1 protein-coding gene (cut by a window edge) is annotated in these 15,482 nt (G+C 70.4%); it reads left to right on the top strand.

Going from position 1 to position 15,482, the window contains the following annotated elements:
* Positions 1-8 precede the first annotated feature (8 nt).
* Positions 9-15,482: the 5' end (the start) of a toxin glutamine deamidase domain-containing protein gene (locus OG285_RS09510; RefSeq protein WP_371793490.1), read on the top strand. It continues 39,561 nt past the right edge of the window; the window shows 15,474 of its 55,035 coding nt (coding positions 1-15,474); its start codon is at positions 9-11; its stop codon lies off the right edge, out of view.

Below are 15,482 nucleotides of genomic sequence, written 5' to 3'. Positions count from 1 at the left end.
TGAGCATCATGATGCCGGATGCGCTGAAGTGGGTCGCCGATCTCGCGGGCGGTGAGTGGCCCGAGGCCGACGAGGACAAGTGCTGGGATCTTTCCCAACGCCACAAGGACTACGCCGCGGACATGCGCGCTGCCGCGGCGGCGACCAGGGAAGTGCTGGCGGACTTCAAGGCCGGTGTCACCGGTGGTACGTCGGAGCAGTTCGAGGCCTATCTCCAGAAGATGGCCGACAACTACGACAAGGTCGCGGACGCGTCGGAGGAACTCGGCAACAACCTGGACGAGTTCGCGCTGAACGTGCAGTACTCCAAGATCATGATCTTGGCGATGCTGGGGTGGATGGCGGCTGAGATCGCCTTCTTCGCCTGGTGGGCCCCGGAGGCCCTGCCGGAGATCTACGCCCAGGGCCGGCTGGCGATCGGCATGATCCTGCGGCGCCTGTTGATGGCGACCGGGGTCAACGCCGCGGTCGGTGCGGGATTGTCGCTGGGAATCCAGGGCATCCAGTTCGCCCTGCACCGGCGTCATTCGCTGGACTGGAAGGAAGTTGGCATCGCCGCCGGGGCCGGCGCGATCAATGGTGCGATCACGGGTGGTCTCTTCGCCGGGGCGGGCCTGAGCAAGATTGGCCAGAAGGTCATCGGCACGCTGCTGGGCAAGATGCTCGTGGGTGGTATCGGCGGCGCGGCCGGCATGGCGGCCACCGATGCGGCGTTCGACATGGAGGGTTCACCCCTGCTGGGTTTCCTGGCGGGTGCGGTGGGTGGTGCGATCGGCCACATCCCGACGGCGAAGGCCAACTTCAACGCCAAGTACGGCGGCGTCCGTTCGTACTTCGGCAACTTCAGGAACCCGCCGTCGCTCGAACTGCCCGATCTGGGGGCCGGGTCGGGCAAGGGTGGCTTCAAGGACATCGGGCTGGTCAACCGCGGTCCGAAGATCCGCAACGGTTACTGGGAGCTGGGCGGCGACGACGGTTCGGTGCGTGGCGGGCCGTCGAAGTCGGCCGGAGGGGACGGTCGTCGGTACAGCTCGTCGGGGTTCTCAGGCGACAGCCGGACGCCCCTGCTGGGCAGGGACGGCGGCGGGAGCGACGGCTTCTCCGTGGACGCGCCCACATCGTCGCGCGGTTCCGGATACAGCCCGTCGGCGTTCTCCGGCGACAGCCGGACGCCGCTGCTGCGGGACACCGGGGACGGCTTGTCCGCGGAAGGGCCCTCCTCGTCGCGCGGTACGGGCTCGGAGTCGTCCTCCGGTACGGCTGTGTCGGGCGGCTACTCGGCCACCAGGGACGGTCTCTCGACATCGAGCGGCTCATCCTCGGGCGGTTCCGGCGGCCAGCGAGGGGCCGGGACGCGCGAGGGCACAGCGAGCGAGTCGGGGGAGTCGAGCGTCCCTTCCCTGCCGGGCAGGAGCGGTGCCGACAACCTTTCCGAGGTATCGAGGCTCAGCAGCGACGAAGGGACGCCGAACGTCCGTGAGGTGCCCGGCATGTCCGGCACCGACGCGCCGTCGGGCAGCGGGCGGGTTTCCGGCGAAGCGTCGTTGACCCCGGACAACCTGGCCGGGGTCCCGGGTCCGCAGAGTGGCCGGCTGGACTCGTGGCTGGAGGGCGCCCAGCACGCCGACGCGCCGCAGGGCGAGCGCGGCCTGAACTTCGAGGAGTCGACACCGCAGTCCGGCCATGAGGGGCTGGCCGGGTTCGACAGGCCCTCGCAGCACCCGTCCGCGCCGGAGCAGAACGCCGTCACGAACGATGGCAGGGGCGCCGAGGCCCCGCAGCCCTCGCACGAGGTGGGCGAGCGGGTCCACGACGGGGCGGGCCAGGGTGTCACGTCCGGGGGCACTGACCGTGGTGGGTCGGACCCGAGCGCCGGGGAACCGGTGCGGCCCTCGCACCAGGACGTACCGGGCGAGGGTGGGGCGCAGGGGCCGGTACGGGATGTGCCGGCCGACGGCGGCTCGCAGAACGCGCGGCCGGTCGATGGGGCGGACCAGGGCGGTCCGCAGGGGGTGCGTGGCGGGTCCGGTGAGGGTGAGGGTGCGCGTCAGGTTCATGACGGGCCGGGCCAGAGTGTGGCGGACCAGTCCTCGCGGTCCGGGGGCCAGGGCACGCATCGGGAGGAAGGCGGCGAGTCCGGCGGGGGCATGGGCGCGCCCGTCGGTACCGGGGGCTCCTCACGTCCCGCCGAGACGGCGCCGAGGGGAACCGGGCCGACCGCCCGGGAGCGTCCCGCGGAGGATGTCACCGAAGCGACTGGTGGACACCAGGTCAAGCGCTACCCCGGCTTCGACGAGTCGGGCGGCCCGTGGCAGCCGGTCGCGTCGCCGGTGACGCGGGGCGGCGGCAGCCCGTCGACCGCCGTACCGGGCGGAATCCGGTCCACGGATGCGCCGGGTGGAGTTCGGTCCACGGATGCGCCGGGCGCGTCCGCGGGCGGCCCGTCCACGAACGGCGCGCGGGAGACCACGACCGGCGCCGGTGGCGTACGGCTCCCCGGGCAGGGCCTGGAGCGGGAGGCGCCCAGTGGCGCGTCCGGGCGTACCGGCATGTCTCGTCCGGTGACCGGGTCCGAAGCTCCCAGGCTGTCTTCGGACCGGCCGCCGGTGAGCGCCGAGGGCCCGGCACAGGGCTCCACGAGGTCCGGTGCGTCCGAGGCGAGCACGGTCGGCTCCACCGGTCAGCGGCCGGAGTCCGGTGGGAGCGAGCGGGCACGGCAGACCCGTTCGGCGACCGGCTCCGGGGTCCGCAGGCCGCAGGACGACGAGCTGTCGGTGAACTCCGAGAGCACCGAGAGCACGGCGCCGAGTTCCCTGGGATCCAGGGCGTCCGACGACGCGGAGTCCGCCGGACGGCGAGCGGACACGCCGGCCAGCTCGGTCGCGGGGGACGAACCGCTTGAGGGGCTCGCGGCCCCTGACGCACCGGCTCATGATCCCAACGCGAGCAATCCGGTGCGGGACGCTCCCGCCGTGCCTAGCACCCCACCGGCCAGGGTGGGGGAGGGGCTGGCTCAGCGGTCGGAGGCTCTGGCCGAGGTGGCCAGGGAGTCCGGGATGTCCCGCGACATGCGTCGCGAATTCACCGACGCCATCGACGAGGCGATCGCCAACAGACAGTGGACCTCGGTGGTCGAGCGCCTGTCCGCGTTCCGGCATACGACCGGCGCGCACGTGCTCAACCAGCGCCTGAAGGCCTTCGACAGCCACGTCGAGCGCGGTTTCGACCGTTTCGAAGAGCTTGGTGTGGACCGTGCGGAGTGGCAGGCGAAGGTCGACGCCGTCCAGGAGGCACGGCGTGGCGAAGACCGGGACCAGACGGACGTAAACCTGCGCGACTACACCAACTTCGTCGAGCAGCAGCTCCCTGCCGAGGTCTTGACCGGCAGGGACGCGGCGCAGCCGTACGACGCCACACTGGAGAACCTGCGGCGTGAGCTGGCGCAGACCTCGGACCCACGTAGGGCACGGGACATCGACTCCGAGCTGAACGAGCTCCTGGACGACGCCGCGATACAGGACAGGTTCGACGGGTTTCGCGGGGCCTCCACCGATGAGGTGGAGACGGCGCTGCTGCGCAGGGTCGAGAACGCCGCCACCCCGGAGCAGGCGGCGCGGGCGATGGAGCAGCTCGAACAGCACCGCACAGAACGGGAGTTGCAGGACCGCCTGGACAGCATCCTCGCTGACGAGGCGGAGGAGGCCGGTCCTGGAAGCGGGCATGCCCTGCCTTCCGAGGACGACCTGCGGGCTCGTCTCGACACGTTCAAGGGCGACCAGGACGATCACGCGAAGGGGCTGCAGAAACGGATAGACGGGGACGACGCGGCGGACGCGGCCCGCGCGCAGGAGGAACTGCACGAGTACCGGATGGACCAGGGCCTCCAGGGGCGGCTGGATCGCTTGCGGCCCGACGGAGAGCGCGAGGCGCCGCCGAGTGGAGAGGAACTGGCCGAGCGTCTGAACGCCCTCGGCGAGGGGACGGGCGACGCGCGCACGGCACAGCTGCATCAGGAGTTGCGTGACGCGCCGGACAGTGCGGAGGCGGTGCGCAGGAATGACGCGCTGGAGGACCACCTGGCCGGCCGCGAGAAGGCCCGCCTGGAGCGCGTCGGGCAACTGCGTGGAGAAATCGACGAGTTGCAGGCCAAGCGGAACGAAGCGCTACTGAAAGACATGATGCGGCCCGGGTCGCGTGACACGGGCGCGGACGCCGAGGGCGTCGGCGCCGGGCGCGACATCGATGCGCCGCCGGCGCGGCGGCCGGACCCCGAGTCCGGGACGGCCGCCGAGATGCGCAGCCGCATCGACGAGCTGCGGGAGCAGCTGGATGCCGCTCTCACCGAACGGGAGCACATCCAGGCGCTCAACGTGGAGTTGAGCCAGCGCGTCGACCGACCGGATGACGGCCGGCTGGACCGCATCGTCGACGAGGGCCTCGGGAACGAGGACCGCGGGGACGGCAGCCCCGATTCCCCCGGCAAAACTGATGTCTCGCAGTTGCTGAGTCTCGACGACCTTCTGAAGGACAAGGACCTCTCGGGCCCGCCCGGCGGACGTTCCGACGACGACGCCCCATCGGATATGCCAGGCGCCCCATCGGATATGCCGGGGGGCGCGGGACCCGCGGGCCCCGCAGGGGGCTCGCACCCGGCGGGCACCCCGACCGGATCAGGCGCCCGCGCGGGCGACGGCGTACCCGCCAGGGGCAGCCGCGAACCGGAGGGCCGGGGGGCGACGAGGGACGAGCCCGGTGACGCCCTTCTCGGCGACCAGCTCATGATGGCCGAGCGGACACCCGAGCCGCCGCCCAGGGAGCTTCCCCAGGAGCCGGTCGCCACCAACAACCGGGCGGCCTACGAGGCGCTCGGCAACGACGCGCGGCAGAAGGCGGAGGCGCTGTCGGGCACCGGCGATGAGGCCCACGCCACGGGCGAGGCGAACGCTACGGGTGAGGCGCACGCCAAGGGTGAGGTACCCGCCACGGGCGAGGCCCACGCCACGGAGGGGGCTTCCGCGTCGGGCGACCGGCAGGGTTACCGGTCGCCGACGGTGGAGGACGCTCCGGAGGGGCACGCGGACCAGGCGGAAGCGCCCACGTCCGCAGGACATGAGTCCGAAGGGGTGCGGGAGCACGCCACGGCCGGGCCGGGGACGAGCGAGCCGGAGGCCGTACCCACCGCCACCCGGACGCACGCCGACGAGACCGAGTCGGACTTCGGGGGAGAGCGGGAACTCGGCGGGGAGCGGGAACTCGGGGGAGAGCGGGAGCGGGAACAGGACCCCTCGCCCGTCCAGACCGAGACCGCGACCGCGCTGGACGACGTGCGTGCGTCCGCCGCCCAGCGGGACGAGGCGTATCGCAGGTTCGACGCGTTCCTGGGGACCCACCCCGACCTCTCCGGCCTGCCCGGTCCGGCGGACAAGGTCCGCGAGTGGTTCGCCGACGCCTCGATGGAGCAGGGGCAGGACACCGGCCTCGACGAGCTGACCGCGCGGATCGAGGACCAGCTCAAGGCAGCGCAGCAGGAACGGCTGGCCCAGGGCGTGGCCCAGCTGGCCTTCGAGGATCACGTCGAGTCTGTGACGTGGTCGAGGCCTTCCTTCCACGGGGGATGGTTCTCGGAGACCCCTCAAGCCAAGCAGCTTGAGGACGATTTCATGGCCGCCGCGGTGCCACGGGCCGCCGAGGCGGCAGGGGCGCGGCAGGCCGCGGAGAACGACGGTCGGCAGGCCACGGAGAACGGCCCGCTGGACGAGGTCGTCGCGGATTTCCGCACGCGCTACGAGCAGGCGTACCAGGACTGGAGTGCCGACCACGCCGCGAAGTCGGCGTTCGAGTCGGCCACCCGCCTGTACGGCAACGACGGCGCCTCGAACATCGCCCTGGGCACGATGCAGGGGGACCGCAAGGCCATCGACTGGTACCGGCACCAAGTGGGCCGGATGGAGCAGGACTTCATCGGGGACTGGAACGCGGCGGGCCAGGACACCGCCGACGCGCGGCAGCCCGCCATCGAGGAGACGGCCCACGACGACGCCCAGGCCCAGACCGAGGCCCCGGCCGAAACCCAGGGGCAGGCCCAGGCCCAGGCATCGGACCGGGCTCCCGAGGATGTCCAGGGACAGGAGCGGGACCAGGCCCCGAACGCCGCCGCGGAAGAGGCCCAGGAGGAGCGGTCCCAGGAGGAGCGGGTCCAAGAGGTGCGGGACCGCCTCGGCCAGGATCTTCGACGCAACGCACTGGACCTCATGGCGCAGGCCCGCACCGGCGGTGAATTCGACCGGAAGCTGAAGCAGATCGCGGACTTCACCTCTCCGGACGACTGGCACCCGGAGGTGATGCTTTGGTACAAGAAGGAGCGCCAAGCCCTCCTTGATGAGTTCACCGAGGGCTTGCGCCAGATGGGGCCGCGCGCCTGGGACGGACTGTCCGCGGACTTCGAGCGGCAGCTCGCCGCCCTGCGCAGGGCCGCACGCACCCGCGGCCTCGTCCACCAGGAATTCTCCGGTCTCACGGCCGATTCGGCGGCGACCGGGACGGTCCCTGAGCTGCCCGAGACGCATGACTGGATGGCGGACAGGAACCGCGAGCTGCGCGACGACTACGTGAAGGCCCGGCTGGCGGAGAAGACCGCGGAGCAGGCGGAGGCGTGGCGGAGCGAGGACACCACAGGACGGCGGCCCGCACTCGTACCGGCCCCCTCGCGTATCGACGCCGGTGACTGGCGGAACGCCGCGTGGCAGGACGAGCAGATCAGGATCTACGGCAAGTACGACGCCGAAATGGAGCAGGCGGCCAAGGGCTTCAGCGACGAGCAGGAGGCCGCCCGGCTGATTGCCACCGAGGACGGGGTGGTCGAGCAGACGGCGCCGCAGGAAGACCCGTTCGAACTCTCCGACGACCAGCAGCTCGCCTTCAACACCGCCTACCTGGCCTGGGCCGCGGGACTCGAAGGGCAGCGGCTGCCCGAGGGCCTCAGGGACCAGGTGCGCCGGAGCACTCTCGACGACCGTGCCAGGGAGGTGTTCACCGGGGCCGACGACACCCAGGACCTGCCGGGGAGGCTGACCGACGCGTTCACCCGTGAGGGGGTGCGGCAGACGGTCCTGGACCGCGCGCGCCAGACCTTCGACGCCATCCTGGGCGACGCGCAGGAGGCTCTCGACAAGACCAGTGGCCCCGATACGCGCGAGAACCTGGCCGACGCGTTCCTCCGCGCGGGCGTGCGGCAGAAGGCGCTGGACCGTGCGCGGGGCGCCGTCGACGCGCTGGCCGCGTCCGGTCACGGCGAGGAGCAGGACCCGGTCTTCGCGGCAGCGGCGGCCCATGTGTGGCCCCTGCTCGAAGAACGTCTCTCCAGCGCCGTGGCGCAGACGCTGCCCGCCGGCCCCGGGCTCCGCGACAACCTGCGGGACTCCCTGGACCTCGGCACGCGGAAGTGGCGCCAGGCACTCGGCTGGGCGAAGCACGCGCTGGCCGCGCGTGTCGCCTACGAACAGACGCGGGAGCGCGTAGACCAAAGCCTGAGGGACATCGCGCAGCGGCCGCAGGAGCACCTCAACGCCTACGCTCACGCCCAGTTCGCCGCGTTCGAGGCCGAGACGCACGAGCGGACGGCGGCCGGCCGCGACGCGGTGGGACCTTCGCGGTTCGACGCGAGCGGCCTGCACCTCGCCCCGGAGAGCTGGGACTTGCTGCGGGCCGAGGCGGGGGCCACGCTGGACGAGGCGTTCCGCGGCATGTACGACGACATCTTCGCCGACGACAGCGGCCGGACGCAGACCAGGCGCCTGGACGCCTGGCACGAGCAGGCCGACACGGTGCTCGGCGGGCTGCCGGAGCGCGTCGCCCACCAGGCGATCCGCGAACACCTCGTGCGCGACGCCAGGGAGCGGTCCGGCGAGGCACTGGACTCCTGGCAGCAGCAGCATGGCGAGAGCGACACATCCTCCTCGCGCCTCGGCGATCTCACCGGCGCTCCCTTGACCGCCGGCGTCCGCGACCGTGTACGGATGGGCCTGGCCCGTGACGCCCTCGACCTGTACGAGGACCACTTCGAGGACAACGAGTTCGGCCCCGCCGGCCGCGGCGGCCGGATGAAGGCCTTCCACGAGGCCCTGCGGGAGCTGACCGGGCAGGAGCAGCTCAGCGCGCGTATCCTCCGCGAGTCCACCTGGCAGGTGGCCAAGGAACAGGGCCAGCGCGTCTTCAACGACACCTTGGCCGACTGGCAGGAGGCTCAGCCGTTCAGCGTCCTCACCCCGGACGCGATCGCGCGGGCTCGCGAGGGGCACGAGGAGCGCGTGGAGACCGCCTTCGCCTCCGTCATCGGCCAGGGGCTCTTCCCGCTGCGCGAACTGTCGGCCAAGACCGGGCCGTGGAGCGCCGCACTGCACGACATGGCCTCTCTCCTTCCCGACCACCTCACCTTCGAGGTCGAGGAGGGCGCCGCGCTGCACGCGGCGGGACAGGGGTTCACGACGCTGCTGGGCGACCGTGCCATGGCGGCGGACCGTCTGAAGGACATCGCCGACAACTTCCCCGACGACTGGCTGGGCGCCCGCAAGCTGTGGGCGCCCCGCACCCTCTCCGACGCGTGGGCGCAGCGGGAGGCGGCCACCACTGACGCCTTCTCAGCCGGCCGGGCCGCCGCCCGGGCGGAAGGCCAGGACCAGGACGAGGCCGTCTCCGAGGCCCCGGCCGAGCAGACCTCGGACTCCATCGAGGACGCCATCGGCGATGTCTTCGACGACCCGTCCGCGCCTGGGGACCAGAGTCTGCCGTCGCCCGGTCGCGTGGTGGTGGAGCGACCGCCGGAAGACGTGATGCTGGACGCGATGAACGCCGAGTTGGCGCGGCTGCACCATGGGGCTGGGCAGGTGGATCTGCCGAGTCCGGAGGAGTTGCGGCAGTGGTATGACGTTCGCCCGTTCGGTACCGCGCACCTTTCGCCCCGTCAGTTGGGGGAAGGCATCGCGCAGGGCCTGGTCCAGCGCGAGATCGAGGCTCGGGGTGGCCGCGAGGCCCGGCCGTGGTTCTCCGGCCTGCTGCGTGGTGGGGCGCCCGGTGAGGTGTGGGGTGCTGGTCTGTTCGGTCCTTCGGATGCGGGTCCGTCAAATGCTGGTCCTTCGGGGCGTCCTGCTTTTTCTCGTTCTCCTTCGGTGGAGAGTGAGTGGTATCCGTCGGATGATGAGAATGAGTCGGGTGCGGAGTTTTTCCGGGAGGAGTATCAGCGGTTTGCTCGGGAGACTTCTTTTGTTCCGCAGCCTGTGGTTGGTTTTGGGGAGAGTGAGTATGGGCCGCGGCCTGAGGATCTTCCTGTTGCGCGGGTAGGGGAGCTTGCGGGTGATCCGGTTACGGGGGCCGGGGCGGTTCGGGTTGCTTATCGTACGGATTTGGAGCCGTTGTTCCGGTGGGATACCCGTGGGCCGGGGATAATTTTTGTTGAGGGTTTCCGGCCGCATAATGGTAAGCGGCCTGTGAGTATTCGGGCTTATCAGGCTGACCATATTCATACGGCGTTGGTGAGTACGACGCGTGATGGTGTGTTCGGTGAGGAGGGTCCTCGTCCTGCGTGGTCGGTGCAGGGTGGTGTCACGTATCGGTATCATATTGATGCGCCGGGTGGGTATGATTTTTTGGCGAGTCTTCCTTTGCATGCGTATCCGGCGCAGCAGGAGGTTGCTTTCTGGAAGGGTATTCGTCCGGAGTTTATTTCCAGGGTGACTCTTTTTGATGGTGATGGGAATGTGCTGGGGATTCAGTGGAATCCGGGTGCGTTTGCTGCGGCTGAGGTTGTGGGGTTGCGTCGGGGTCCTGGTCTTCAGTTGGGTTCTGGTGCGGGTTTTGGTGGTGTGCCGGCGGGTGGGTTGAGCCGGGAGGATCTCGGGTTTTTGCTGCCGGAGGTCCGGCGGGAGTTGGTCCGGTTGCTGCCGGGTGTTCGGTATCAGCCGTCGCCGGATGAGGTGGTGCGGTTGCATGCGGGGCTGGACGGCTGGATTCTCCGTCAGCCGATGCGTGTTCAGGGTGAGGCGATCGCGCAGACCATCGTGGACGGTCAGCCGACCCGTCGGCGTGGTGGGGCGCCCGGTGAGGTGTGGGGTGCTGGTCTGTTCGGTCCTTCGGATGCGGGTCAGTCAAATGCTGGTCCTTCGGGGCGTCCTGCTTTTTCTCGTTCTCCTTCGGTGGAGAGTGAGTGGTATCCGTCGGATGATGAGAATGAGTCGGGTGCGGAGTTTTTCCGGGAGGAGTATCAGCGGTTTGCTCGGGAGACTTCTTTTGTTCCGCAGCCTGTGGTTGGTTTTGGGGAGAGTGAGTATGGGCCGCGGCCTGAGGATCTTCCTGTTGCGCGGGTAGGGGAGCTTGCGGGTGATCCGGTTACGGGGGCCGGGGCGGTTCGGGTTGCTTATCGTACGGATTTGGAGCCGTTGTTCCGGTGGGATACCCGTGGGCCGGGGATAATTTTTGTTGAGGGTTTCCGGCCGCATAATGGTAAGCGGCCTGTGAGTATTCGGGCTTATCAGGCTGACCATATTCATACGGCGTTGGTGAGTACGACGCGTGATGGTGTGTTCGGTGAGGAGGGTCCTCGTCCTGCGTGGTCGGTGCAGGGTGGTGTCACGTATCGGTATCATATTGATGCGCCGGGTGGGTATGATTTTTTGGCGAGTCTTCCTTTGCATGCGTATCCGGCGCAGCAGGAGGTTGCTTTCTGGAAGGGTATTCGTCCGGAGTTTATTTCCAGGGTGACTCTTTTTGATGGTGATGGGAATGTGCTGGGGATTCAGTGGAATCCGGGTGCGTTTGCTGCGGCTGAGGTTGTGGGGTTGCGTCGGGGTCCTGGTCTTCAGTTGGGTTCTGGTGCGGGTTTTGGTGGTGTGCCGGCGGGTGGGTTGAGCCGGGAGGATCTCGGGTTTTTGCTGCCGGAGGTCCGGCGGGAGTTGGTCCGGTTGCTGCCGGGTGTTCGGTATCAGCCGTCGCCGGATGAGGTGGTGCGGTTGCATGCGGGGCTGGACGGCTGGATTCTCCGTCAGCCGATGCGTGCTCGGGGTGAGGCGATCGCGCAGACCATCGTGGACGGTCAGCCGACCCGTCGGCGTGGTGGGGCGCCCGGTGGAAGGCCGCATGGCGGGGTCGTCGAGTTGCCTGTGGGGCTGGTGCCCGAGGTGCGGCAGGGAGTGCCGGCTGGGCCGTTCGTGGTGGAACAGCCGGTGGAGCAGCCGCCGGAGGGGTCGGCGGGGCCGAGTACAGCTCAGCAGCCGGCGCCGGTGCGCTATGAGATAGGTACTGGCGGCGATATCACGCGCCCCGACGGGCGTGTGCTCGGCGCGCACGGATGGAACAGGCAGGGCCTGGACTTCGTGCACGACGGCGGAGCGCGGTTGCGCGCGGATACCGGTGAGATCGACTTCACCGAGGTTCCGATCACGGACGACGTACTGGTGTCGGCCCCCGGAGTTCCGTCGTACGTGCTGCGCCCGGTGCCCCCCAAGTCGGCGGTGGGCGACGAGCCCGCCGAGGCGGGTGGGTTGTTCCTGGTGCCGGTGAAGGCGGATCTGGTCACGCCGGAGCCGTCGGCGTCAGCGGTGTATCTGCCGTGGCCCGGCGTTCTGACGGAGTCCGTGGACAACCTCGGTGGCCTTTCGGACACCATCGACACCGTCTTCTCGGACTCCGACGCCGCCTCCGCCACCTCCCTGGAGGCGCCGCAGGAGGCCGGCACACCGACCGCGGACGCTCTCGCCGACCTCACCCGCACGCTGCCGCCGCTGCCCGGAACCAGAGGGGCGTTCGCCCCCTTGGCGGAACTCACCGGTACGGGTTCCGACCGCGTCGGCGGCGACCAGGACTCTTCCCCGGGCGCCCCCGAGCGGTCACTCGGTTCGATTTCACGGGCGCGGACGGACGTCCCCGAGGCCCTGCAGAATCTTGAGCAGATTCGACCGTACGACGTCGAGCGAGGCGGGCTCGCCCGTCCCTCGGCCGCCGACGTCGAGCGCCTGAGAAAGGTCTTCCCCACCAGGGGCGGTGTCCCCGAGCGATTCCCCGACCCGCGGAGCGGTACCTACGCGGTGGCCGGACCGATCCGGGCTCTGAACCGGGCACGCATCCGCAACACCTTCCTCTCCGACCTCGGTGTGGCGAGCTGGGTTCAGCGGATCAACGGCTCGAACTCCGACCCGGCCAGGCTCTACAACTGCCAGGAGGTCGCGCGTACCTTCCTCGCCAACTGGTACGGACTGCCGACCGTGGCCGCCCCCGTGCAGGCTCCCGGGCCGCAGGGCGGGCTTGCGGTGGAGACGGACGCGCCGCGCCGCACGGCGGAGTTGCTGAAAACCGGCTGGCGGACCGAGAGCGCGGCCACCGCTTGGGAGAACATCGGCGAGCGGCTCCGGAAGGGCGGGCACGGCTCCGTCGCCAACGTCGCCTTCCGGTTCGAACACGGCTCCGTGCACGCCATCAACGGGGTCAACTACCAGGAGACCGTCTACTGGATCGACGCGCAGCACCGGCGGGTCAGCGAGCGCCCCCTGTACGTCGGCAACCAGTTCATGTCCATCACCCTCGACCCCGAGGGGACGCCGATCGACCCGCCGGCCCAGCTCCTGGCCGCGCACCAGCCGAACCGGACACTCATCGCGCCCGCGGGCCTGCGGGCCCGTCTTCGGGACGGGGCACGACAGGGACTGTTCCACACCACCACGACGCCGCATCAGGTCGCCGTCCCCGGCCTTTCCCACGAGGCCTCGCCCCGGGCCGCCGCCACGCTGCCGGGCACCCGCAACACCGCCGCGCCATCCACCGCCGTCCCGCCCCCGGTCAAGACCGCCTCGGACGGCGGGTGGAAGCCGGAGGAGACCACGCGCGCCGCCGAGACGCCCAGCCGGACGGTTCGGCAATCGCGGTTCACGGAGCTGCTGGAGCCTGACGGCCACACGGCCACGACGGAGGTCCCGCAGAACGACGCGGTCAACCGGACCGCGCCGTTCATGGAGCTGTTCGCCCCTGACGAGGACGCGCGCACGAGCGGGGCCCCGCAGGCCGAGACCGTCGTCCCGCCCTCGCGGGAGGAGTCGAGCCTCGACGAGCTGTTCGACGTTGAGCGGGTGACTCAGGACGCACTCGCGGACGAGGCCCCGTCGGAGGAGCCGGGCGGCCTCGGCGACGAGTCCACGACCGCGACCACGACCACGGACGTGCCGCTCGGCAGGAAGGCCCCGCGCGCCTCCAGGTTCACGGAGGACCTCGGCGACGAGCCAACGACCGCGTCCACGCCCACCACAGCGCCTCCCGCGCTGGGTACCGTCGCCCGGATTCGCTCCAGGTGGGGATCGCGGCTGCGGAAACTGGTGCGCTCCACGCGGTCCGCCCGCCACACACCCGCCCTCGCCTACGACGCCACCCCCCAGCGGGTCACCGCCACGCTGCCGGGACCCCGCAACAGCACGGGGAACAGCACCGGGAACAGCACCGGTGTCACCGGCGGCCACGCGCCGGTGAAGACCGCCAGGGACACCGGCTGGAAGTCCGGCCATGTGACCGAGGGGGCCGGCGAGTACGCGGAACCGGCTCCCTTCACCACTGTCGACCTGGACGCCATGCCCGTGCGGCGCCAGTTGGACACGGTCCGTCTGGGGGCGGTGGACACCACATCAAGCGATCCGGAGCAGCGGTTCACCTGGTCCCGGCCGAGCCCCGGGGGAACGGAAGAGCAGTCGTACACCGTGCGCGGCAACGGTGACATCGAGCTGCCTTCCGGGCACGTGCTGTCCGGCTTCTGGCTGCGCCACGGCGACGACTTCTTCCACGGCTCCGGAAACTTCCTGCTGCGGGGCGACACCGGCCAGGTGGGACTGGTGCCCGAACTGGACCGCACGATCGGTGTGCTGGGACTGAGCCCGGCTGAGCTGTCGGCGTACTCACTGGTCACCCGGCCCACCGGCATGTACCTGGTCCCGGAGGACCGGAACACGGACGCGGTGCGCATCCCCTACTCGGCCTCGCAGAACGGCACGCCTGCCCGGCAGGGCTCACTGCTGGCTCCCGCCTCCAGCGCCGACGACTCCGGCTCCGCGACCACAGCGACCTCGAAGAAGACGGTGCGCTTCGCCGCCCTGCCCGGTGAGGAGGACTCGCAGGTGCGGGACACCTCAGGGGCGGTGTACGTGGAGGACAGCTACGACACCGACACCGTCCTGGACGCGGATGGCGACGGGCCGCTCCAGGAGCGGGACCCCGCCGTGGCCGCCCAGGAGCCGAGCACCGGCCTGTCCGAGGACACCGGCCTGTCCCAGGAGGCCGACCAGACCGAGGAGACCGGCCAGTCCCAGGAGACCGGCCAGGAACTGGACCAGAACGACCCTCTCGTGCGGGCCCTCTTCACCGCCATGGACCAGGCTCTGCGAGAGGACGCGGCCCAGGAGATCACCCTCGACGAGAACCAGCTCCGGGGCCTCACCGATGACGCGCCGGACTCGGGGAAGCGGGCCGGCGTCGGCGCGCTCTCGGCACGTGTGCAGGCCCTGGAGGACGCCCGCACACAGAAGCGGCGCGAGCTCGACCGACCGGATCCGGTGCTCCCGGGGACGCGGGCCCAGGGATACCCCGTACTCCCCAGGACCGGCGACCAGGCACCGGAGCAGACCCGGCAACAGACCTCCGACCAGACCGGACAGAAGGCACCCGAGCAGTCTGACCGGACCGGGCAGAAGGCCCCCGAGCAGACCGGACAGAAGGCCGGGGAGCAGGCTCCGAAACAGGCCGAGCCGCAGCCACTGACCGCGCGCGAGCAGCGGAAGTGGGCCTCGCACGTCGGGTGGCTGGCGCAGCAGGCCGCGCTGGAGGGTGCCACGCCCGAGCAGCTCCTGTCGGACAGGTCGACCTTGGACGACGGCCGCGTGCGCAACCAGGCGCTGGACTACCTGCGTGATCTGCACCGCGAGGTTCTGACCGCGCCCCGGGAGGAGGACGGCGCACCCCCGGAGAACGTCGACGGCGGCCAGGTGACGATGCCGATCGTGCGGCTGGCGTCGGACAGTGTCACGGATGTCTACCGCATCACGCCGGGTGGCGAGGAGGACCCCTCCTTCACCGAGGGCGACGTCCAGACCTTCCCCGACAAGAGCAGCCTGGCCAGGCACGCCGTCACGATCGGCGGTACGGAGCCGGCGTTCCAGCAGACCGAGCGGGTGGCCGGCGCCATCGTCGACGCCCTGGACGTGCACCCCGAGAAGGAGGCGGAGTTCCGTGCCACCCTGCTGAGGAAGCTCCAGGGCCTTCCCGCGGACTTCCTCTCCGCCATCCCGGAGCCGGACGCGCTGGAGGACAGCACCGAACCCGGCGCCACCGGCAATGGTGTGGCGCTGAACTACCTCGGCGCCGACGGTGTCTGGCACATGGCGGTCATCCGTGCCCGCAACGCCGGCGACTACTCCCGCTACCAGGACGCCTACGACATCAAGGTCGAGCGGCGGCAACGG

Source organism: Streptomyces sp. NBC_01471, from assembly GCF_041438865.1.
GTDB lineage: Bacteria > Actinomycetota > Actinomycetes > Streptomycetales > Streptomycetaceae > Streptomyces.
Note: the sequence above shows the minus strand (reverse complement) of the source record. Positions and strands in the feature narration are given on the sequence as shown.